Here is a 22,233-nt window from a genome sequence, read left to right as displayed (position 1 = left end):
AGCTGGACGAGACTGCTAGTAAATCATTCTAGGAGGTTATCAAATGTTTAGATTCGGGAAGAGAAAACCGCGAAGCAAGGTCGGTAAATTAATCGATAAACACGGATATACACAAGAGGAGTTTGTAAGTGCGTCAGGAATTTCACGCAATACGATAAGCAGAGTTTGCAGTGATCCCAAGTATGTGCCGTCAGCCGGGGTTTTAAAGAAAATCATGAAGACGGTTCGAAGTATAGATGCAGGCGCAAAGGCAGATGACTACTTTAATTTGTAAACAAAAAGGCCCTGGCTTATGGGCGGGGCTAAATTATTTTTCAATTCTTGTTCATACTCTTCTATCCATGCTCCCAAATCCAAGCTTTCATTTCGGTAATAACCTTCATTCCAACGGCCCCAGCTTTTCAGGTGAAAAAGTTCATATGAGATTCAACGACATCCCCTGAATTAAAATCCCCCACTTCCATTAGGAGCGGGGGATTTTCTTCATTCTCGGCTGATATGTATATATTTGGGGCTCTTTGTCCCTTTTAGACAAACCCTGCAGGGATTTTCTTTAACAAGGGCGTTATCGATTAGGGACAAAAGGTTATGTATTCCGCTTGAGCTATTTTCGACCGACCATTTTCTTTATGAACTGAACCACAGGTGAAACGATGGATTCATGTACATTCGTAAGGGCATAACCGATCAGACCCATAATTACCAGGGCCATTATTAATCCTACTATCAATCCCGATGTTTCTCTAAGTTCTTCAAGTACAGCATCCATTCATTATCCTCCCCGGCTTACCGATGCACTTATTTTTGCGGTTTTTCACCGATTTTAAGTCTGAAAGCTTCATTTATCGTTTTTTTTCGAACATTGACCGATTCTGTTAAATAAGGTTCATTATAACGCATTGGATGATTATGGTCGAGTTTCCACTTTTAAACGCATTCATAGAAGCCCTACTTACTAATAAAGGCTTTATCTCTAGCGTTTCTCTTTAAGTCAAAAGATAAACCTTCGTTTCATCTGCAGGAATGTAAACCTTTTCATTTGTCCAAAACCGACAAAGAAATAACAGAATTATTGTTTTTTGAGAACATTGAGAATATTGTCGAAAAACCTTAAGCTTAATTTAAGAAATACATCTTCTTAGGGGGTGCGCTTTATATGGAAGCCATTACAAGGGACTTTTTCTTATTTTTATCTAAGAATAACCTGCTTAATAATATTGCTAAAAAAAGCGGAGGAAATTTTGCTGCTGGAAAGATCATTGGGGGAACAGATTTCCAAAGTTCCATTAAATTCATTAAACAACTTAATAATAGCGGCTTGTCGGTTACAGTCGACCATCTTGGGGAATTCGTTGATTCCAAGGAAGTGACTCTGGAACGGACTGCAGAATGCATCGAAACGATCGAAATGATCAGCAGGGAAAAACTTGATTCACAGGTTTCTCTGAAGATGACTTCTTTGGGACTTGATATCGATCATAAACTAGTGATTGAGAATATGACGAAAATTCTTGATACCGCCGAAAAACATAAAGTCATGGTCACGATCGATATGGAAGATGAAGTTCGCTGTCAGGCAACAATCGATATCTTTAGACAGTTCAAAGAAAAATACAGCTGCATAAGTACTGTTCTACAAGCATATTTATTCCGCACAGAGAAAGATTTGGAGGACCTTGGCCAATATAAGCCATTCCTGCGTCTCGTAAAGGGTGCCTATAAGGAATCTCCTGAGGTGGCTTTTCCCGAGAAGAATGATGTAGACGAAAACTATAAAAAGTTGATTAAGCAAAGTCTTCTTAACGGAAATTATACGGCCATTGCCTCACATGATGACAAAATCATCGAATATACAAAAGAGCTGGCCAAGAAATATGACATCCCAAATACACAATTCGAATTCCAAATGCTTTATGGCATGAGGAACAAGACTCAATACGAATTGGTCAAGCAAGGTTACAAAATGCGCGTCTATGTACCATATGGTCTGGATTGGTATGGATATTTCATGAGAAGGCTTGCAGAAAGGCCATCCAATATTGCCTTTGCCTTCAAAGGGATGGTCAGAAGCTAAATATACTTTCAACATTATTAATTGCTACAAAAAATCTATTAAAAGGTGTGATTATCAATGATTTCATATAAACACGAACCATTTGTTGATTTTACAAACGAGGAAAACAAAAAAGCATATCAGGAAGCACTTCAAACTGTAGAGGGCTACTTAGGGCAAGACTACCCTCTTTATATCGGTGCAGAGCAAGTGACGACTGATGAGAAAATCGTTTCATACAACCCTGCAGATAAGCAAGAGGTCATCGGCCGCGTATCGAAAGCGAATAGGGACCTTGCTGAAAAAGCCATGCAGGAAGCAGTTACCGCTTTTGAAAGCTGGAAAAAAGTGAAGCCAGAAATCCGCGCTGACGTTTTGTTCAAAGCGGCTGCCATCATTCGCAGACGCAAGCATGAATTCTCTGCGTTATTGACGAAAGAAGCGGGAAAACCTTGGAATGAGGCTGATGCTGATACAGCGGAAGCAATCGATTTCCTTGAATTCTATGCTCGTCAAATGCTTACTCTTAAAGATGGTGTGCCTGTTCAAAGCCGTCCGGGAGAATTCAACCGCTATGATTACATTCCATTAGGAGTAGGAATCATCATTTCTCCTTGGAACTTCCCATTTGCGATCATGGCAGGTACAGCTGTTGCCGCTATCGTTACCGGGAACACAATCCTGTTGAAACCAGCTTCTACTACTCCTATCGTTGCTGCGAAATTCGTTGAAGTGATGCTTGAAGCAGGCCTTCCAGCAGGTGTATTGAATTTCGTTCCAGGAAGCGGAGCAGAGGTCGGCGACTACCTGGTCGATCATCCTAAAACACGTTTCATCTCCTTCACAGGTTCACGTGATGTAGGTCTGCGCATTTACAAACGTGCTTCAGAAGTGAACGAAGGCCAAATTTGGCTGAAGCGTGTCATCGCTGAAATGGGCGGAAAAGATACAATCGTCGTCGACAAAGAGGCAGATCTTGAATTGGCTGCTCAATCGATCGTGAAATCTGCATTTGGCTTCTCTGGACAAAAATGTTCTGCTTGTTCCCGTGCTGTCATCGTTGAAGATGTATATGATCAAGTTTTAGCTCGCGCTGTTGAATTAACAAAACAACTTACAGTTGGTAATCCTGTAGAAAATCATTTCATGGGACCGGTTATCGATCAAGCTGCTTTTGACAAAATCATGAGCTATATTGAAATTGGGAACGAAGAAGGACGCATTCTGACTGGAGGAGAAGGAGATAGCTCTACAGGCTACTTCGTTCAACCGACAATCGTTGCCGATGTCGATCCGCAAGGCCGCTTGATGCAAGAAGAAATCTTCGGACCAGTCGTTGCCTTCACAAAAGCCAAGGACTTTAACGAAGCACTTGAGATTGCCAATAACACTGAATATGGTTTGACTGGGGCTGTCATTACGACAAATCGCCTTAACATGGAAAAAGCACGCGAAGAATTCCATGTCGGGAACTTGTATTTCAACCGCGGCTGTACTGGTGCAATCGTAGGTTATCAGCCATTCGGCGGGTTCAACATGTCAGGAACTGATTCCAAGGCAGGCGGACCGGACTACTTGCAGCTTCATATGCAAGCAAAAACAACATCCGAAACATTCTGATAATGTTCCATTGAGCAATTTGGAAGATGATTTGAAATCCCTATGGTTTCCGTATCCTCCATTCTGGATACGGAAACCAAAATGAAGTTAAATGGAGGAAGTGACAAATAGGTTGCTTCCTCTTTTAAAACAAAAAAATTATAAATTTCATCACGAAGGGAGTCTTTTATGGATTACGCATTAATAATTTCGATCAGCATTTACATGGCTGGCATGCTTCTCATCGGTTACTTCGCATACAAAAGGACTTCCAATTTAAATGATTATATGCTGGGCGACCGGGGTCTTGGACCTGCTGTCACTGCATTGAGCGCCGGTGCCGCGGATATGAGCGGTTGGCTTCTAATGGGTATGCCTGGTGCCATGTTCGCAACAGGACTAAGTTCAATCTGGATTGTAATCGGTCTCACATTAGGAGCCTATATGAACTGGCTGTATGTTGCACCTAGATTGAGAACCTATACGGAAGTCGCCAATAACTCGATTACGATTCCCGCTTTTCTGGAAAATCGTTTTGGCGAGGGCTCACAGATCTTAAGGCTCATTTCGGCTTTGGTTATCCTCGTATTCTTTACCTTTTACGTTTCTTCCGGAATGGTATCCGGCGGAGTCTTATTCCAAAGTACATTTGGCCTTGATTACCATACAGGCCTATGGATCTTAACAGGCGTCACCGTTGCCTATACTTTATTCGGTGGATTCCTGGCAGTAAGCTGGACAGACTTTGTTCAAGGGATCATCATGGTTGTCGCCTTGGTTCTTGTACCGATCGTCACCCTTTTCCATGTTGGCGGTTTCGGTCCTGCGATCGACACGCCACGTTCCATTGATCCTGCTCTGTTGAATATTTTCACGGGGACGAGCTTTTTAGGAATCATCTCATTATTTGCTTGGGGACTGGGTTACTTCGGACAGCCGCATATCATCGTCCGCTTTATGGCGATCAGTTCTATTAAAGAAATCAAGAAAGCCCGTACTATCGGGATGGGCTGGATGATTTTCTCCAGTATCGGTGCCATGCTGACTGGATTCATCGGTATCACGTATTTTCATCAGAACGACCTGAAGTTAGCTGATCCTGAAACGATTTTCATAGAGTTAGGGGAAATACTATTCCACCCGCTTATCACTGGTTTCTTGATTTCAGCGATACTGGCAGCCATCATGAGCACGATTTCTTCGCAGCTTTTGGTTACGGCCAGCTCTTTAACGGAGGATATGTACAAAACTTTCTTCCGTCGTTCCGCTTCAGATAAAGAGCTTGTTTTCCTGGGCAGACTTTCCGTACTGGCCATATCCGTCATAGCGCTCATTCTCTCTTGGGAACAGAATGACACGATCCTTGGACTTGTCGGATATGCATGGGCTGGATTCGGATCTTCATTCGGTCCATTGGTCATACTGAGCCTCTGCTGGAAACGAATGACAAGATGGGGCGCTTTAGCCGGGATGATCGTTGGTGCCGCTACTGTAATTTTCTGGTCGATGGCAGGATTATCCGATACGCTTTATGAAATGATTCCTGGTTTTGGCGCAAGCTTGATTGCCATCATCCTGGTCAGTCTTCTAACAGCGAAACCATCAAAAGAAGTAGAAGCGAAATTCGAAGAATTCGAAAAAACTTTAAAACAAAAATAAAACCCCTAAAAGGAACGGTATTTTTTCATATACCGTTCCTTCTTTGTTCTTGCCCCTATACACATCATTAGTTTAAAAGTATTATTAAACTAAGTTGTCATATACTTCAAAAAATTGCAGGGGGCCATATATGTCATTAGAAAAAATCCTGACACTCACAAACATCAACGATATAACGGATATGGTCAGCACTTATTTAAAAAAACCAGTCGTCATCGAAAATGACCAATTTTTATTGCTGGCATATAGTTCATATTATATCGAACACTTCGACCAAGCCAATCGGCAAACCATCTTCACAAAGCATTGGCCGATTCCAATCCTGGAAAAATTCATGGATGAGGGCATTGTCGAACAGCTTAAAACAGTGGAGCATCCCTTTAGGGTGAAACAAATCGAGGAAATCGGGTTAAATCAAAGGGTCGTTGTGAGCGCCGTTCATAAAGGACAGGTCTTCGGGTTCATTTGGGTCCAAGAAACGGAAATGATGACTGATTCCGATCTGGAATTTTTACACGAAGTTTCCCATCATATCGGCAAGCTCCTTTATCAGAAAAAACAGATAAACATGAAAAAAGATGAAGAAAAAAATGAGTTTTATCAAAAGGTCATTGACGAAGTCTATCAAACGGAAAACCAAATAAAATGGGAAGCCGCCAATATGAGTCTTCTCATTCCGGAAACTTTCCTTGTCAATGTCTTTACCATCGCTCAATCAGATGCGGAACATTTCGATGAATTAGCGGATACAGTCAGTCTGTTCGCCAATGCGCTGAATCATTTTACCCATGTATTCACAAACCAATTGAAGATCATCGTCCTTATTGGCAGCAATGGAAAAGGGAAAGACCTGCTTACCGATAGCGCCAATGATTTAACGAACACCGTTCTTTCCCAATTCACTGACAAAAAGGTATTCCCGGGAATCGGAAATGAGTACTCTTCGATTCTTCAATTAAGAAAATCCTATCTCGAAGCCCTGGAAGTGATCAACGCAGCCAAATTCATCGGTGAACCCGAACAGCTTCCCTTCCAATATAGCAAGCTTGGGATTTTCCGTTACCTCGAAATGATCTCCAACCATCATACTAAAACGAATTATATCAATACGGATTTAGAAATTCTTCAAAAGAAGGACCTGGAAAGCCAAACCAAACTCCTTCAAACACTGGAAATATATCTCTTGAACAATTGCCGGATCAAACCGACATCGGAACAACTTTACATTCATACCAACACATTGAAATATAGATTGAATCAAATAACCGATCTCACCTCAATCGATTTTGATGACTTTCATTCGAGAATGCAACTATACATCGACTTACAGCTTATAAAGCAGAGATCTTAAAGAACGTCCCGTTTTTGAGTTCAGGTGATTCAATAAAGCGAAGGAGAGAAGAAACGCGGCGAGGTCTGCCGGTTTCTTCTCTCCTTATACATTGTCTTTCTAAAGGGTTAGACTCACCTTATACGGAAACTTTAGGCGTCCCAGTGAGAACGAAATCCATGATTTCCTCTTTCGATAGTTTGCTTAGACCCAGAGTTTCAATGGTTCTTCCACTTTGCGGAGTGCCCCCAATAAGAATCGACTTATCGCTTGAACCAAGCACCATTCCGTCTTTATCCGTGATAAGCACATCATTTTGCCGATTACTTCACCTGTTATATTCACAATTTCTTGAGCTAATTTAGCTAACATATAATCGCCCCTAGTTATCGCAAAACCATGAAAAACCAGCTCGTAAATAACTTGAGCTGGTTTTTCATGTATCTTCTTATATTAAATTAATTTAATAGCATTTTCCCCCTCAAGAAACATTTTCCTTGTCGCCGGTGTATTCACGCTCCCAAAAATCGGCGTTTTTTATGCCTAAAGCTTTTGGATTGAAAACCGGATCGATTCCTGCCTTCTTTTGCTTTTCGTAATCCTTTAACGTAATGAGCGCCGGTTTAGCAAGAATTAAAATGGCAATGACATTGAGCCATACCATAATGCCTAAACCCGCATCCCCTAATGCCCAAGCCAACTCTGCCGTACGCACGGATCCGTAAAAACTGGCCGCCAGGATGATCAGCTTCAAGGCGAACATGGCCGATTTACCATTCCGGTTGCGCATTAAATAGGCGATATTGGTTTCAGCGATATAATAGTAGGCCATGATCGTCGTAAAGGCGAAGAAGAAAAGGGCGATTGCAACAAATCCAGCACCAAAACCTGGGATTACACTATCGATTGCCGCTTGTGTATACCCTGGACCAGGTGTCACATCTCCCAAATTATTGACGATATATGAACCATTTTCCGCTTGTGTATTATACATGCCTGTAAATAAAATCATGAAGGCCGTAGCGGAACAAACGAACAATGTGTCGATATAAACCGAGAATGCTTGAACAAGACCCTGCTTTGCCGGATGTGATACTTCAGCCGCAGCTGCCGGATGAGCTCCTGTCCCTTGGCCGGCCTCATTCGAATAAACGCCGCGTTTCACTCCCCAAGCTATCGCCATGCCAATGATTCCCCCAAATGCAGAATCCAACCCGAAGGCACTTCTGAATATCAAAGAGATGACTCCTGGTAATTCTGTGATATTCATTAGGACGATGACAACAGATAGCAATATATAACCCAGGGCCATGAAAGGCACGATTAAGGTTGCAGCATTAGCTATCCGTTTTACACCGCCGAATATAATGAAGCCAAGTAAAAGGACGATGGCCAAACCAGTGAATACCGGTTTGATGCCGAATGCATTTTCCACCCCGGCAGCAATCGAATTGGATTGAACACCTGGCATAAGGATGGCCATGGCTATAAGGGCTGCAAATGCAAAAAGGACAGCAAACCACTTCCACCCTATCCCTTTTTCAATATAATAGGCTGGTCCCCCTCGATATTGACCGTCTTGTTTGACTTTATAAATTTGAGCTAAAGTGGATTCCACAAATGCACTGGCCGCTCCTATGAAGGCGATTGCCCACATCCAAAAAACGGCACCGGGGCCACCAAAAGCGATAGCCGTAGCCACTCCTGCAATATTACCTGTACCGACCCGACCCGAAAGGGCTATGGATAAGGCCTGGAATGAAGAAACGCCAGCTTCCGAACTTTTGCCTTGGAACATCAAAATGACCATTTCCTTAATATGCCTTACTTGCAGAAACCGGGTTAAAATAGAAAATACTAAACCTACTCCCAATAATATATAAATGACTGGCGTACTCCATAAAACCCCATTTAAAGCCGTAATAAAATCAGACAATCAATTTCCCCCTTAAATTAAATTTAGAAAATTCAAACTTATCTTTCATCGATTATATTTCATCTTAATGGATTAAACAATAGTTTTTCGCGTCAGGAAAACTAACATGAACATTTTTATTTTTCCACTTGCATATGCCCCGATAATCACACTCTGAATACAAAAAAAACGCCAGCGATTCCGCCGGCGTCATGTTTTTTGCATAATGGTCAAGATACTTTAATCGCACCCAATATTTCCTGTTCCAATTGATTGGTTCTCTCCATTTTTGTTGATTCCGTCCATCCAAAATATCCTGCCATATAATCGATCACTGCATGTTTATGCGTTTGGACCAAATCGATATCGAATAACAATGTCCCCGTCCTGCGGAAGAAGAAATCCACTGGAGTTGCGGCCATTTCATGATCCACTGCGTATTTCAGCTGTACGAACAATTTCTTTGGAAGGCCGCTGTTCGCTCCTCCGTCTCCTTCGTTTTTGGCGATATCGAATAACACAGGTGCGTTGGACCCGTACATGGCCAATATCTCTTCGGAGTCCTTTACAGCGAGCCCTGAGTCAACTCCCATTTGAACATGTTGCTTGATATAATCGGAGAAGTTGCTTGATCCCCCGACATCCCCTCCGGAAATCGGCATTCCTTTCGTGCTGCTGGCTGGGTATTTTTTATTGGACTGCTCGGCAAGCTTCCCTGCCAAAAGGTCGACCGTCGTTTTTGCCATTTTACGATAACCGGTCAATTTCCCACCCGCAATCGTGATGAGGCCAGATTCGGACTCCCAGATTTCATCTTTCCTTGATATCTCAGAAGGGTCTTTCCCTTCTTCAAGAATCAAAGGCCTTACCCCAGCCCAGCTGGATTCGATATCATCATCCGTAATGTTCACTTCTGGAAACATATAATGTATGGACTTTAATAAATAGGCACGGTCTTCGGAAGTAACGGTCGGCACTGCAGGATCACCATCATAAAAAGTATCCGTAGTCCCTACATAAGCTTTACCGGCTCTCGGGATGGCAAAAATCATCCGTCCATCAGGCGTATCAAAATAAAGGGCCTGCTTCAACGGGAATTTCGATTGGTCGATGACCACGTGAACACCCTTGGATAACTTCAACGTCTTCCCTTGTTTTGACTGGTCCTTCTCACGAATGGAATCCACCCACGGACCTGCTGCATTAATAACTTTGTCTGCGTATATTTCATAAGCATCACCTGAAAGCAAATCGGCCACTTGGACTCCGTTCACCTTACCGTTTTCATATAACAATTTATCTACTTTTGTATAATTTATCGGTGTTGCACCTTTATCGACAGCCGCCTTCATGACTTCAATCGTAAGACGTGCATCATCTGTCCGATATTCAACATAATAGCCTCCGCCCTTCAGTCCCTCTTTCTTAACGAGAGGCTCCCGTTTTAGTGTTTCATCCGCCGAAAGCATTTTCCTGCGTTCAGATTTCTTAACCCCTGCAAGGAAATCATAGACCCGAAGCCCAATCGAAGTACTGAATTTCCCGAAGGTGCCTCCTTTATGCATCGGTAACAGCATCCATTCCGGCGTGGTCACATGCGGTCCATTCTCATATACGATTTCTCGCTCTTTACCAACCTCGGCAACCATTTTTATTTCAAACTGCTTCAAATACCGCAATCCGCCATGAACAAGCTTTGTCGAGCGGCTTGAAGTACCTGCAGCAAAATCCTGCATTTCAACCAAAGCCACTTTCATCCCACGGGTCGTAGCATCCAGGGCGATCCCTGCACCGGTAATTCCCCCACCAATGACAACCACATCAAATTTCTCTTTCTTCAGAGTTTCGACCGTTTCTTCCCGATATATATTTGAAAACCTCATGCCTGACTCCTCCTTTAAGTATTGCATTCTATTGTTTTTTTGTATGAATTCTGCGTTTACTCGTGAATTCTGCACTTTTACTCGTGAATTCGCACTATTTACTCGTGAATTCTCCACATTTACTCGTGAATTCACATGGTTTACTCGTGAATTCGATCATTATATTCAATTGGTTCATTTGTTCGCATAAGTTATATAGATATTAATATCCCTAATCTGCCGTTAAAAACAAAAAAAGAGACCATAAATGCACATTATCGAATTAACGATAACGCATTCATGGTCTCTCCTGTTCTCCGGCCGAGTTATTAACTTGATTTCATTATAGCATACTCCAGCTCATTTGAGAAAGGATACATGTTGTTTTTTATTTAAACGCCATAGCGGCATGTACGGCTTTCTTCCAGCCTTCATATAATTTTTCACTTTCTTGCTCTTCCATGGATGGTTCAAAAGTTTTGTCTACCGCCCATTGCCGGGAGATTTCTTCTTGATCCTTCCAATACCCGACAGCAAGGCCTGCTAAGTATGCAGCACCTAATGCTGTAGTTTCGTTTATGGTCGGCCTCTCGACGGGCACACGTAATAAGTCGCCCTGGAATTGCATCAAGAAGTCATTCTTGACTGCCCCGCCATCCACTCTTAATGTTTGCAGCTCGATTCCTGAATCCGCCTCCATTGCATCAAGGACATCCTTCGTTTGATACGCAAGTGATTCAAGTGTGGCGCGAATGAAATGTTCTTTTGATGTGCCGCGCGTCAAACCAAAAACGGCTCCCCGCACTTCGCTGTCCCAATATGGAGTTCCAAGTCCTACAAAGGCCGGTACCACATATACTCCATCCGTACTTTCCACCCGTTTTGCATAGGCCTCGCTGTCCTTGGCATCATGCAGCATCCGCAGGCCATCGCGGAGCCATTGGATGGCGGAGCCAGCTACGAATATACTGCCTTCAAGTGCATATTCGACCTTCCCATTCAAGCCCCAAGCAAGGGTCGTCAATAGTCCGTGTTCGGAGCTGACAGCCTTGGTTCCTGTATTCATGAGCATGAAACAGCCTGTTCCATACGTATTTTTAGCCATTCCTTCATTAAAGCAGGCTTGGCCGAATAATGCTGCCTGCTGATCACCGGCTGCCCCGGCGATCGGAATCGATTGGCCGAAGAAATGATATTCGATCGTACGTGCATATTCCTCAGAGGAAGGCCTCACTTCCGGCAGCATCGACTTTGGTACAGTCAATATCTCAAGCAGTTCTTCATCCCATTTCAGTTCATGGATATTGTACATCAATGTCCGGGATGCATTGGAATAGTCCGTTACATGAGCCTTGCCTCCTGATAGCTTCCAGATCAGCCAAGTATCGATGGTACCGAATAACAGCTTGCCTTCATCTGCCTTTTGCCGTGCCCCTTCCACATTATCGAGGATCCATTTCACTTTCGTTCCGGAAAAATAGGCATCTATCAACAATCCCGTTTTATCCCGGAATAAATCATTAAGTCCCTTTTCCTTCAACTCATCACAGATTCCACTTGTTTGCCTGGACTGCCATACAATCGCATTATAGACAGGCGTACCTGTTTCCTTATCCCAAACGACTGCCGTTTCACGCTGATTGGTGATCCCGATACCGGCAATTTGCTCTGGCTTTACACCGGATTCAGATAGTACACCGGCGATCACCGCCAGGATCGATCCCCAAATCTCATTGGCGTTATGCTCGACCCAGCCTGGTTTAGGGAAATGCTGTGTAAATTCCTTTTGGGAGGAATGGACGATTTCCCCCTTTTCATTAAATAAAATCGCCCTCGAACTTGTTGTTCCTTGATCTAATGATAAAATGTATTTTTCCATTGTGTATGCCCCTCCTTTTAATTAACTAGCGATATTTCTGCTATCCATTTCATGTGACTGTTTTTTACCAAAAGCATAGGCTACTATCAATAGTACCAGGCTTGCACCCATAACAGACCAAAATCCTGCCGTTATTTCCCCCATAAAGAATGCTTTATAACAAACGGCACCAAGTGAACCCCCTACAATCGGTCCAACGACCGGAATCCATGAATAGCCCCAGTTGGAATTGCCTTTACCAGGTATCGGCAGCAAAAAGTGAGCGATGCGCGGCCCCAGGTCGCGGGCCGGGTTAATGGCGTATCCTGTCGTTCCCCCAAGTGACATCCCGATCACGACAATCAATAACCCGACTGCGAATGGGTTTAGACCCTCTGTAAAATCATTGGCCCCTATAAATAATAGACCAAGAATAAGGATGAAAGTTCCAATCATCTCACTTAATAGATTTGAAAATGTGTGCGGGATTGCAGGTGAAGTCGTGAACACACCAAGCTTCGCCCCTGGATCATCCGTAGCTTTCCAGTGTGGCAAATAGTGCAGGAATACTAGAGTTGCGCCGAGTATCGCGCCAATCATCTGGGCAACGATGTAACCGGGCACATCACTCCATGGAAATTCTCCAATAATGGCAAACCCTACTGTGACCGCCGGGTTTAAATGCGCCCCGCTTATGGAACCCACTGCAAAAACACCCATGGTAACAGCCAATCCCCATGCAATCGTGATAACGATCCAGCCGGCATCTTTTGCATAGGAACTCTTTAAGGATGAACCTGCCCCAATACCTGCTCCGAATAAAACTAAAATCATCGTGCCTAACACTTCTCCCCAAAATGGAGTCATGATAAAACCCCTCCCCTGATAATTTTTTAAACCTTGCCAACAAATAAAAGGAGATCCACAGCAGAACCATCTTCATAAAAAAATTATGAATAGATCTGTTGTGAATCTCCTAGTCTCCGTCACATATATTAACTTGTACTGTAAAATATACTAGGTTATGAAAACGCTGTCAATATTTTATGAAAAATTAATCTATTATTCTGTAATTTTTTTCAATTTTTCCCTATTAGACGATATCCCATAATTCAGTTTTTGAAGTGGTGATTGACGACGCCCCGGCATCAAGGGCATTCAGGACTTCATCCGAAGTACGTATGAGGCCGCCTGCAAAAATCGGTGTCTGCAATCGTTCCTTCACTTCTTTTATCATCCATGGCATGGCGCCCGGCAATACTTCGATATAATCCGGCTTTGTTTTCTGCACCAGCTTATAACTTTTCTCAAGCGCATGTGAGTCTATTAAAAAGATTCGCTGGATGGCAATGACCCCCTTTTGCTTCGCCTTCAATATAACGCTTGATTTAGTCGAAATCAGCCCATAGGGGTTATATTCCTGACAAATGAATTCCGTCGCGTACTCATCACTTCTTATGCCATGGATCAAATCGACATGATAAATCATTTTCTTATTATGCTGCTTTGCCATCATACTTACATTTTTCAATTGTGAGATATGCAAATCAAGAAACACACCTATTTCATAGGAACTTTCTAGAAATCTTTCGAAATCCTTCATGCTTGCTGAAGCAGGCAAAATCTTCTGATCCATCATTATCCTCCTCATTCCCAGAAAAACTCAAAACTTCAAGTCATTTAGTATATTTTAAAGAGCTTGATTTATCAAACACATTTTTTCATGAACCATGACATCTTAACACTATCATACCTGGCAAACCCTTTATAGGTTACGGCTAAGGATATATGTAAAATATCCCCTTAAATCATATAGAAAGTTTCATTTTCAATGCACCTTCGGCGAGTTCATACGATTTAATTGTGCCAATCGGAATTTTCCTCACGATGCTCCAAGCATTAACATTCATTTTGATTGCTCTTTTTTCATATTCAAAAAATGGCGGTCTGTTAAATATCCTTTGGTTGATGAAATTCCTGTCAATGGGTTCCATTTCCACTAATTCAAATGAAATCGTTCTTTTTTCCACATGAACCGGTTTTAATGTAATCCGGAAAGCCACGTTTTTCTTAAACATCATTTTTTTCACTTCCATCGTACCGGAAAGCACAATGTGCCTTGGCGTAATCTCGACTTTAATATCCTGACCAGATGATTTCATTTTTATGATTCTCTCTATCATGTCTTCAGTTACCGTAATCGGTATGCCATTTTTGAATGGACTCATCCTTGCATTCCTCCCCACTCAAAGCATATGCCGGATTCCCTGATGCCGTTAACATTTCAGCCCGGATTAATAACCGGTATATTCGAAATATTCCAGCTCCACCCCTTGACCTTCATAAAAACTACCTGTATAGTCATAGTTAATTTAATAGACAACTCTTATCCAGAGAGGTGGAGGGACTGGCCCTTTGATGCCTCAGCAACAGACTGATCTTGTACTGTGCTAATTCCAGAAGTGTAAAAACTTGAAGATAAGAAGAGTATATAGCTTTGTTGCCAACACCTCTTCTTATTTTTAAGAAGAGGTTTTTTATTTTTAAAAGGAAAGAAGGAATCAACATGTCAATCACATTAACGAAAGCACCATTCAGGGCGGACCACGTCGGAAGTTTATTAAGACCGGAACGATTACATATTGCCAGAAAGGACTTTAAGGAAGGTACCATTTCAGCTGAACGGCTTCGTGAAATTGAAACCGAAGAAATCAAACGGATCGTCGATAAACAAATTGAAGTTGGTTTAGAGGCCGTTACGGACGGTGAGTTCAGACGAACATGGTGGCACTTTGACTTTCTCGAACATTTAAATGGCATCGAGGGATATGTAACTGAAAAAGGCCTCACATTCGATGGTGTGGAAACAGAGAGATATAATGTTCGCAATACCGGGAAGGTTTCATTCAACCCTGAACATCCCTTCATTCGTGATTTCATTGAATTGAACAAAATCGTGAACGGACGTGCCGTTGCCAAGCAAACCATCCCCAGTCCGAATCAATTATTTGCTGCAGGCATTCATAATGAAGACGTCTACCCTGATATTGAAGACTATGCAAATGATATCATCAAAGCCTATCAGCATGCTTTGAAAGCCTTTTATGAAGCAGGTGTGCGTTATCTTCAATTGGATGATGTATATATTGCCAGACTTTCAGCTCCGGATTTCCAGTTCAAGGATGGAAAATATACGAGGGAACAATTAATTGGTCTTGCACTTCGGGTCATTAATGGCACATTGGAAGGCAAACCAGAAGACCTTATCGTCACTACCCACCTATGTCGCGGAAACTACCAGTCGACATGGGCGTTTGAAGGAAGCTATGCCCGTATCGCCCCAACTTTATTGGCAAAAGAAAAAGTGGATGGATTCTTCTTGGAATATGATGATCAACGCTCTGGGGATTTCAAACCATTAGAATACATTCCAAATGGCGGTGCACGGGTCGTACTGGGTGTCGTCACTTCAAAAAATGGGGAAATCGAGGACAAGGAAGCTGTTAAGGCACGCATTAAAGAAGCCTCGCACTTCGTTCCGCTCGAACAATTATGCTTAAGCCCCCAATGCGGCTTCGCCTCCACACATCACGGCAACAAGCTAACCGAAGCACAGCAATGGGAAAAACTGAAATTCGTCGTTGATGTAGCAAAAGAAGTATGGGAATGATTCATCCTTAAATATAAAGTAAAAGCTAGGCATTAGGAAGGCCTAGCTTTTCTTCAAAACAACTCAATAAAATGTTTTGCCGTTTTGGAAAGATAACGATCTTGTCTAAAAACCAAGGCTATATTCGATTGAATTGAAGAATCGATAATATCCAGCACTTTCACTCCTTTTATAATATGGGGTGAAACAGCTGATTTCGGAACAATACTCGCCCCAACTCCAGCTGCAACCAGAGAGAGCAGAACATTTACATCATGGCATTCGCATAAAATATTTAGCTGTATTTCCCGCTTTTTAAATTCCTCGATAATTTCCTCGTAAATCCCCGGTCCTTTTTCCCTATGCACTAAAAGCAATGGGATGTTTTCAATATCCTTTAAATGAACCCTATCTCTCGAAGTGAAGCTGTCCCAATCCTCAGGTACAACAAAAACATTGGGCACTTGTCCTAAGTTCAAACTGGAAAGACCCTTCATCTCGACAGGTAAATGAACAATGGCAAGTTCGATATCCTGATTCTCCAAATAATTACTTATTTCATATGGATCTCCTGCGAATATTTTAAAGGAAACGGAAGGATATTTTTTCTTGAAACTATTAATTTTATCAGGTAAATAAGACATATACGCAAGTACGGAACCTACTGAAAGTGTACCTTTAATTCCCTCACCCGTTTCCTTCACTTCGAGCAAGGAGTCCTCGAAATATTGCAGCATATCCTTAGCCTTCTCGTAAAGTACCCTCCCAGCTTCGGTCAACTCCATACTTTTACCGTTCCTTTTTCGCTCAAGTAAAGTAGTCCCTAATTCTTCTTCCATAAGGCGGAGCTGCTGGCTTAATGGCGGCTGTGACATATTCAACTTTTTGGCTGCACGGGAAACCTGGCCTTCTTCTGCAAGAATGAGAAAATATCGTAATTGTCTAATATCCATATTGGCACCTCTGATATATATGTATATCGTATATAAACTTAATTATATAGATATTTTATATATGATACAAACAGCAGTAAAATATATTTGTTTACAACATAAAGGGGTGTTCAAAATGGAGAAATTCAAGGATCTAAACAAAAGCTTCATCAATGGGGAATGGATGGAAGGCTTAAGTCAACGCAGATATAATATTTTAAACCCATACAATAATGCCGTTATTTCAAATGTGAGCTTGGCTACATCAAAACAGCTCGAAGAATCATTTGAAATAGCAAAGAATGCTCAAAAAGGTTGGGCAAAAACATCAGCCGAAAAACGTCGTCAGGTCCTGCTTAAAGTTGGTGAATTCCTACAGGAAAACCGGAATGAAATCGTTGAAATCATTTCCCGTGAAACAGGTGGATCGCTTATTAAAGCAAACGTTGAATTTCAGCTTACTATGGAAATAGTCGAAGAATCTACTAACATGGTGGATGAAATATATCAAATGCATGAGGTTCCGTCAGCTATAGAGCATAAAGTCAATCATATACATCGTCTGCCACTAGGAGTTATCTCTTCAATATCTCCGTTTAACTTTCCGATGAACTTGTCAATGAGAACCATCGCACCAGCCATTGCATTAGGAAATGCAGTCGTTCATAAACCGGACGTTCAAGTTGGATTTACTGGAGGAATCATCATCGCTGCAGCATTTGAATATGCCGGTCTTCCAAAAGGGGTCTTTAATATGATCCTTACTGACCTGGAAGAAATCGGTGATGGCATGCTGACAAACCCGATTCCTAAATTAATCAGCTTCACAGGCTCTACTCCTGTTGGACAGCACATCGGGGCCATTGCAGGGAAAAACCTAAAACGAGTTGCGCTGGAGCTCGGCGGTAATAATCCTTTCATTGTATTATCGGATGCAGATGTGGACCGAGCCGTTGATGCTGCAATCTTCGGGAAGTACATTCACCAAGGACAGATTTGCATGTGCATTAACCGCATAATCGTGCATAAAGACCTTTACGAAGACTTTACTGCAAAATTCGTTGAACGTGCAAAAGCTCTTCCATTTGGTGACCAATTAGATCCTAAAACAATCATTGGACCACTTGTCAATGAGCGTCAATTAGAAAAAGTACAACAAATCATCGAGGAAACTAAAGCTGCTGGGGTCAATGTTGCACTTGAGGGAAAACGCATTGGCAATGTGCTGACACCAACTATTTTCCGGGATGTACAGAACTCGGATAAAATCGCACAAACAGAGATGTTTTCTCCTGTCGTGTCCATCATTCGAACAGAAACGGATGAAGAAGCCATTGATATCGCCAATGACACCATTTATGGTTTAAGTTCGGCTATCTTCACTTCTGATCTGGAAAAGGGCGAACGCTTAGGGTTACAAATCGACAGCGGAATGACACACATCAATGATCAAACCGTTAATGATGGAACGAACATACCATTCGGCGGGAACAAAATGAGTGGTTTAGGCAGATTCGGAAGCCCATGGATTGTCGAAGAATTCACTGTTACGAAATGGATTTCCCTTCAAACACACTATCGCGAATATCCATTTTAACCATTAATTCATCGGGCATCTGATACAACCTTTTGGGATGTATACAGATGCCTTTTTTCAGTAATTGCGTACTAAGGAAAGGCAAAAAAAAAAGAACGGCCATCTGCACGTTCCCTTTTTACTTGCAGCTATCATCTTCATCCTCCATTTTCTTCACGAATATATCATCCGTCACCCTATCTTCCAGCTTATTCCTCAAGGCTAATTCCGCAGCCTTCCCATCACTAGGCGATCCGTCCGAGAAATACATCGGAAACAGGGAGAAAAACATAATATAAAAAGAAAAATAGATAAATTGATACCAGATTACCGAGCTGTCCAGGATATTCTGATACACTAAGCTATATATGATCAGCATGCTGATCAAATTAAAGATAGCCCCCCCTAAATAGATCAGGGTATTCGTCAATCGATTATCATGTTTCAAACCCTTGAACTCGCAAGTCCCATTCCAAAAATAATATTTCCTCACTTCTATGTTCCGAAAGGCGAAAAGCTTATTTCCACACCCGATCAAGATCTTCTTTTCTGATCCCCCAAAGATCGTAACAAAGAAAATATGCCCACTCAAATGTATCAGTGTAACGATCGGCATGATCAAAAAAAAGGAAAATAGAAATTTAATGATATCAGAGAGACCAAACATATTTAACTAACCCTCCTTACCAGCGATTTCCTTACCAGGATGCTACTCTGATACCCTGCCCACACTGGTTATAACTAGTAAATTTTCACAGTGGGAATATGTTGCTTTCCACAAATGATAAGAGGATAATTGTTCTCCTCCCGCTTCACTTCGAACCGAACGATCATATCGACCCTCCCCCTGCTTTTTCCGGCATTCAAAAAAAACAGGCTATCACCTTCCAAAAAAACCCAGAAAAGTGATAGCCTTTACATTTTTATTTAGCGATTGGGGGTGCGAAGGATTTCTGCGTTGTTTTGTCCTGGCTCCAAGCCTGCATGTTTATATTCAGGGGTGAAAACCGATGTTTTGATCGGGCAGGCGATTTGCCTCTGGACATTCCCTTTTCCGTCAGGTACCTCGACGATCATTCCCCTCCCCTTCAATTGGGGATGCTCGGCCGCTTCGGTGAAGGTCAGCACTGGTTCTGCGCAGGCCTCGAATTCAGCGAATATCTCCTGCCATTCATGAAAATCTCTTTCGAGGAAAGCCAGCCGGACGGCCGTTTTAAACCTGATTCCGCTTTCTTCATCGCTTTCCATGCTCAGCTCATATAATTCGGGTGCACCAATCGCTTCACATAATGCTTTTCGAAAAGGGGGCTCAAGGCTGCCTACCGAAAAATAGCGTCCATCTTTCGTTTCGTAAAAGTCATAAAAGGACCCTCCGTTCAGCATCAGTTTTTCTGGTTCAAGTTCAAGGCCCCTTTGTAAATTCAGAGGTGCGGATATGGCATTCAAGGCAAAACTGCAGTCGGTCATGCTGATGTCGATGGCTTGGCCGAATCCTGTTCTTTCCCTGTGAATGACTGCAGATAATATTCCGATGACAGCATGCAGTGAGCCTCCGGCAAGATCTGCTATTTGGGTTCCGTTTTTTGCCGGGCCGTCCTTTTTCGTACCGGAATATCCTGATAAGCCAGCAATCGAAATATAATTGATATCATGTCCCGGTCGGTCTTTATAGGGGCCAGTCTGGCCGTAGCCCGTGATGGAACAGTAAATCAGCTTCGGGTTGATCGATTTTAATGCCTCATACCCCAGTCCCAGACGTTCCATGACACCTGGACGGAATTGTTCAATGACAATATCGTATTCCGTCACTAGGTTTCTTACGGATTCGATAGACTCGGATTGCTTTAAATCCAATGTGATCGACTTCTTCGATCTGTTAAGATATTGGTTTACACCCCATGAATCCTTTGTCCCCGGCCTCTCCACCTTCAAAACATCCGCTCCTAAATCCGCTAGCATCAAAGTGGCAAATGGGCCTGGCAGTAACGTTGAAAAGTCCAATACTTTTAAATGAGTCAATAAGGTCATCAGCCGTGCACCTTCCCTTTCCCTTGAAAATAGTAAAAGCCCTCCATTCGTTCTGTACATGCAATAAAGCCGAGTTTACGATTATCATATAACACCTCCAATAACATTTGTATAAATTTCCATTTAATAAAAATAAAAAGCCAGGAATCAGCTTCCTGGCTTTTTATAATGAGCCTATAGAAAACAAGTAAAAGCCGGACAATTTAAAACTGCATTGTCCGGCTGCTTTTACTTTAAGCTTGTTCATTCATATTTTTTGTCAAAGTCAAATTCGACTTCATCAAGTTTAACGAATTTAGTTTTTCTTACAAATTTATAGCCAAGCCATAGACCAAGGAAAAGCGGGATTCCCAGGTATGCAGCTACAACACTGCCCCAGTCGATATGGTCTGAGAAAAAGGCTTGGATATTTTGGGATAGGATGACGATCATGCCGATTAAAATGGCAAAGATCGGTCCAATCGGGAACCATAATGCCTTATATGGCAGCTTTTCCAATGAATGGCCTTGAGCGATGAACGCTTTCCGAAAACGGTAATGGCTGATGGAAATGCCAAGCCAAAAGATGAATCCTGTAATTCCAATGGCATTCATTAACCAAATATACACTTTACCATCGCCGAATATGGAGGCTAAAAAGGCCAGCATGCCGATGGAGCATGTCAAAATCATGCCTGCAACCGGTACGCCGCGTTTATTAAGTTTTGCAAAAATACGCGGTGCTTGCCCATCTTTTGCCATTGAATATAACATGCGCGTAGATGCATAAAGACTAGAGTTACCAGCAGATAATACCGCTGTTAAAATGACGGCATTCATAAGCGAAGCGGCAAAGGCCACTCCAGCTTTTTCAAAAATGAGCGTGAATGGGCTTACCATGACGTTATCACCTTGCAAACTAGAGTTCGTATAAGGGATAAGCAGTCCAATTACGAAGATTGCCAATACGTAAAAGAGCAAGATCCTCCAGAAGACACTTTTAATGGCCTTCGGTATATTCCGTGCAGGATCTTCACTTTCCCCGGCAGCCACACCGACAATTTCGGTACCTTGAAAAGAAAAGCCAGCCGCTATGAAAACGATGAAGACACCCATGAACCCGCCCGGGAAAGGAGCGTCATCGACGGTGAAGTTTTTAAAGCCTACCGCTTCGCCGCCCATAATGCCGACGATCATTAGCAGCCCGACGATAATAAAAATAACGATGGCGGTTACTTTTATGAAGGAAAACCAGTATTCCCCTTCACCATATCCTTTAACGGATAAATAGTTCAATAGGAAAATGAGCACCAAGAATGATGAACTCCATAACAATGATGGACTATTCGGAAACCAGAATTTCATGATCATTGTCGAGGCAGCCAACTCTGCGGCTATCGTCATCGACCAATTGAACCAATACGTCCATCCTAAGGCAAAACCAAATGCCGGATCGACGAATTTCGATCCATAGGTACTGAAAGAGCCGCTTGTCGGCATAAAGGCTGCCAATTCCCCTAAGCTCGTCATCACAAAGTACACCATTGCCCCAACTAAGGCATAAGCAAGTAATGCCCCGCCTGGCCCAGCTGTATGAATGGCTGCCCCGCTGCTGAGGAACAGCCCGGTACCAATAGCCCCGCCAATGGAAATCATCGTTAAATGGCGGGATTTCAAACCGCGCTTTAACCCTTGTTCTTCTTGCTTTGGAGGATGCAAGATGTCATTTTCTTGTTTTGGTATCATAATTTTTCATCCCTTTCTATATAAGCGCTTTCATATATGGGGAAATC

At 42.5% G+C, this 22,233-nt stretch carries 19 protein-coding genes and 1 riboswitch; of the genes, 7 read left to right on the top strand and 12 right to left on the bottom strand.

Going from position 1 to position 22,233, the window contains the following annotated elements; genetic code table 11:
* The first annotated feature begins 43 nt into the window (after positions 1 to 43).
* Entirely contained in the window at positions 44 to 274 is a 231-nt protein-coding gene (locus ACZ9AO_RS16190; RefSeq protein ID WP_476109444.1) for a helix-turn-helix domain-containing protein, read from the top strand.
* A gap of 330 nt (positions 275 to 604) precedes the next feature.
* On the opposite strand, the gene ACZ9AO_RS16185 is transcribed toward ACZ9AO_RS16190, so the two are convergent.
* Positions 605 to 769: a hypothetical protein gene (locus ACZ9AO_RS16185; protein WP_153246116.1), complete on the bottom strand. Its 165-nt coding sequence runs from the start codon at positions 767 to 769 to the stop codon at positions 605 to 607.
* A 387-nt stretch (positions 770 to 1,156) separates the two neighbouring features.
* Between ACZ9AO_RS16185 and ACZ9AO_RS16180 the strand changes: the two genes are divergently transcribed.
* The 4 genes from ACZ9AO_RS16180 to ACZ9AO_RS16165 all read left to right on the top strand — a co-directional run bounded on the left by ACZ9AO_RS16180 (position 1,157) and on the right by ACZ9AO_RS16165 (position 6,662).
* Complete coding sequence (locus tag ACZ9AO_RS16180; RefSeq protein WP_034310470.1) at positions 1,157 to 2,074, top strand: proline dehydrogenase family protein; 918 nt, start codon at positions 1,157 to 1,159, stop codon at positions 2,072 to 2,074.
* A gap of 57 nt (positions 2,075 to 2,131) precedes the next feature.
* Positions 2,132 to 3,673 carry an L-glutamate gamma-semialdehyde dehydrogenase gene (pruA, locus tag ACZ9AO_RS16175; RefSeq protein WP_034310468.1) on the top strand — a complete coding sequence of 514 codons (1,542 nt, stop codon included), beginning with the start codon at positions 2,132 to 2,134 and terminating at the stop codon, positions 3,671 to 3,673.
* 168 nt (positions 3,674 to 3,841) lie between these two features.
* A complete protein-coding gene (gene putP, locus ACZ9AO_RS16170) occupies positions 3,842 to 5,311 on the top strand; it encodes a sodium/proline symporter PutP (RefSeq protein WP_367234863.1) in 1,470 nt (489 codons plus the stop codon).
* 130 nt (positions 5,312 to 5,441) lie between these two features.
* Complete coding sequence (locus ACZ9AO_RS16165; RefSeq protein WP_054398957.1) at positions 5,442 to 6,662, top strand: PucR family transcriptional regulator; 1,221 nt, start codon at positions 5,442 to 5,444, stop codon at positions 6,660 to 6,662.
* 183 nt (positions 6,663 to 6,845) lie between these two features.
* On the opposite strand, the gene ACZ9AO_RS16160 is transcribed toward ACZ9AO_RS16165, so the two are convergent.
* From ACZ9AO_RS16160 to ACZ9AO_RS16130, 7 genes are all read right to left on the bottom strand, one after another.
* A complete protein-coding gene (locus tag ACZ9AO_RS16160; RefSeq protein ID WP_251540250.1) occupies positions 6,846 to 7,013 on the bottom strand; it encodes a hypothetical protein in 168 nt (55 codons plus the stop codon).
* A gap of 109 nt (positions 7,014 to 7,122) precedes the next feature.
* Complete coding sequence (locus ACZ9AO_RS16155; RefSeq protein ID WP_476109443.1) at positions 7,123 to 8,577, bottom strand: alanine/glycine:cation symporter family protein; 1,455 nt, start codon at positions 8,575 to 8,577, stop codon at positions 7,123 to 7,125.
* 209 nt (positions 8,578 to 8,786) lie between these two features.
* Positions 8,787 to 10,439: a glycerol-3-phosphate dehydrogenase/oxidase gene (locus tag ACZ9AO_RS16150; RefSeq protein WP_476109442.1), complete on the bottom strand. Its 1,653-nt coding sequence runs from the start codon at positions 10,437 to 10,439 to the stop codon at positions 8,787 to 8,789.
* A gap of 367 nt (positions 10,440 to 10,806) precedes the next feature.
* Positions 10,807 to 12,297, bottom strand: coding sequence for a glycerol kinase GlpK (glpK, locus tag ACZ9AO_RS16145; protein ID WP_063595905.1), 1,491 nt, complete (start codon positions 12,295 to 12,297; stop codon positions 10,807 to 10,809).
* 21 nt (positions 12,298 to 12,318) lie between these two features.
* Entirely contained in the window at positions 12,319 to 13,143 is an 825-nt protein-coding gene (locus ACZ9AO_RS16140) for an MIP/aquaporin family protein (protein WP_476109441.1), read from the bottom strand.
* A gap of 226 nt (positions 13,144 to 13,369) precedes the next feature.
* Positions 13,370 to 13,912 (bottom strand): glycerol-3-phosphate responsive antiterminator, encoded by a 543-nt coding sequence (locus tag ACZ9AO_RS16135; RefSeq protein ID WP_048683275.1) that lies wholly within the window; start codon positions 13,910 to 13,912, stop codon positions 13,370 to 13,372.
* Between the two features lie 172 nt (positions 13,913 to 14,084).
* Positions 14,085 to 14,504 (bottom strand): hypothetical protein, encoded by a 420-nt coding sequence (locus tag ACZ9AO_RS16130; protein ID WP_251540254.1) that lies wholly within the window; start codon positions 14,502 to 14,504, stop codon positions 14,085 to 14,087.
* Between the two features lie 155 nt (positions 14,505 to 14,659).
* Positions 14,660 to 14,761: riboswitch (SAM riboswitch) on the top strand.
* A gap of 81 nt (positions 14,762 to 14,842) precedes the next feature.
* Between ACZ9AO_RS16130 and ACZ9AO_RS16125 the strand changes: the two genes are divergently transcribed.
* The gene (locus ACZ9AO_RS16125; RefSeq protein WP_251540256.1) at positions 14,843 to 15,946 is read left to right on the top strand and encodes a 5-methyltetrahydropteroyltriglutamate--homocysteine S-methyltransferase; all 1,104 of its coding nucleotides are present in this window, start codon (positions 14,843 to 14,845) and stop codon (positions 15,944 to 15,946) included.
* Between the two features lie 53 nt (positions 15,947 to 15,999).
* Here ACZ9AO_RS16125 and ACZ9AO_RS16120 read toward each other — a convergent pair whose 3' ends face one another.
* Entirely contained in the window at positions 16,000 to 16,878 is an 879-nt protein-coding gene (locus tag ACZ9AO_RS16120) for a LysR family transcriptional regulator (protein WP_476109440.1), read from the bottom strand.
* Positions 16,879 to 16,993: 115 nt separating this feature from the next.
* Here ACZ9AO_RS16120 and ACZ9AO_RS16115 point away from each other — a divergent pair, with 115 nt between their 5' ends.
* On the top strand, positions 16,994 to 18,454 hold the full coding sequence (locus ACZ9AO_RS16115) for an aldehyde dehydrogenase family protein (RefSeq protein WP_251540260.1): 1,461 nt from the start codon (positions 16,994 to 16,996) through the stop codon (positions 18,452 to 18,454).
* A gap of 118 nt (positions 18,455 to 18,572) precedes the next feature.
* Here the strand turns inward: ACZ9AO_RS16115 and ACZ9AO_RS16110 are convergent, their stop codons facing one another.
* The 3 genes from ACZ9AO_RS16110 to ACZ9AO_RS16100 form a co-directional block, all read right to left on the bottom strand.
* Positions 18,573 to 19,100, bottom strand: coding sequence for a hypothetical protein (locus tag ACZ9AO_RS16110; protein ID WP_054398946.1), 528 nt, complete (start codon positions 19,098 to 19,100; stop codon positions 18,573 to 18,575).
* 260 nt (positions 19,101 to 19,360) lie between these two features.
* Positions 19,361 to 20,461 (bottom strand): CaiB/BaiF CoA transferase family protein, encoded by a 1,101-nt coding sequence (locus ACZ9AO_RS16105; RefSeq protein WP_476109439.1) that lies wholly within the window; start codon positions 20,459 to 20,461, stop codon positions 19,361 to 19,363.
* Positions 20,462 to 20,704: 243 nt separating this feature from the next.
* Entirely contained in the window at positions 20,705 to 22,186 is a 1,482-nt protein-coding gene (locus ACZ9AO_RS16100; protein WP_048683255.1) for an amino acid permease, read from the bottom strand.
* Positions 22,187 to 22,233 lie beyond the last annotated feature (47 nt).

This window comes from Peribacillus sp. TE19612, assembly GCF_056279465.1.
Note: the sequence above shows the minus strand (reverse complement) of the source record. Positions and strands in the feature narration are given on the sequence as shown.

Coding starts and splice junctions, on each gene's coding strand:
- ACZ9AO_RS16190 (WP_476109444.1), top strand. CDS start 44: ATGTTTAGATTCGGGAAGAGAAAACCGCGAAGCAAGGTCGGTAAATTA.
- ACZ9AO_RS16185 (WP_153246116.1), bottom strand. CDS start 769: ATGGATGCTGTACTTGAAGAACTTAGAGAAACATCGGGATTGATAGTA.
- ACZ9AO_RS16180 (WP_034310470.1), top strand. CDS start 1,157: ATGGAAGCCATTACAAGGGACTTTTTCTTATTTTTATCTAAGAATAAC.
- pruA (WP_034310468.1), top strand. CDS start 2,132: ATGATTTCATATAAACACGAACCATTTGTTGATTTTACAAACGAGGAA.
- putP (WP_367234863.1), top strand. CDS start 3,842: ATGGATTACGCATTAATAATTTCGATCAGCATTTACATGGCTGGCATG.
- ACZ9AO_RS16165 (WP_054398957.1), top strand. CDS start 5,442: ATGTCATTAGAAAAAATCCTGACACTCACAAACATCAACGATATAACG.
- ACZ9AO_RS16160 (WP_251540250.1), bottom strand. CDS start 7,013: ATGTTAGCTAAATTAGCTCAAGAAATTGTGAATATAACAGGTGAAGTA.
- ACZ9AO_RS16150 (WP_476109442.1), bottom strand. CDS start 10,439: ATGAGGTTTTCAAATATATATCGGGAAGAAACGGTCGAAACTCTGAAG.
- glpK (WP_063595905.1), bottom strand. CDS start 12,297: ATGGAAAAATACATTTTATCATTAGATCAAGGAACAACAAGTTCGAGG.
- ACZ9AO_RS16140 (WP_476109441.1), bottom strand. CDS start 13,143: ATGACTCCATTTTGGGGAGAAGTGTTAGGCACGATGATTTTAGTTTTA.
- ACZ9AO_RS16135 (WP_048683275.1), bottom strand. CDS start 13,912: ATGGATCAGAAGATTTTGCCTGCTTCAGCAAGCATGAAGGATTTCGAA.
- ACZ9AO_RS16130 (WP_251540254.1), bottom strand. CDS start 14,504: ATGAGTCCATTCAAAAATGGCATACCGATTACGGTAACTGAAGACATG.
- ACZ9AO_RS16125 (WP_251540256.1), top strand. CDS start 14,843: ATGTCAATCACATTAACGAAAGCACCATTCAGGGCGGACCACGTCGGA.
- ACZ9AO_RS16120 (WP_476109440.1), bottom strand. CDS start 16,878: ATGGATATTAGACAATTACGATATTTTCTCATTCTTGCAGAAGAAGGC.
- ACZ9AO_RS16115 (WP_251540260.1), top strand. CDS start 16,994: ATGGAGAAATTCAAGGATCTAAACAAAAGCTTCATCAATGGGGAATGG.
- ACZ9AO_RS16110 (WP_054398946.1), bottom strand. CDS start 19,100: ATGTTTGGTCTCTCTGATATCATTAAATTTCTATTTTCCTTTTTTTTG.
- ACZ9AO_RS16105 (WP_476109439.1), bottom strand. CDS start 20,461: ATGACCTTATTGACTCATTTAAAAGTATTGGACTTTTCAACGTTACTG.
- ACZ9AO_RS16100 (WP_048683255.1), bottom strand. CDS start 22,186: ATGATACCAAAACAAGAAAATGACATCTTGCATCCTCCAAAGCAAGAA.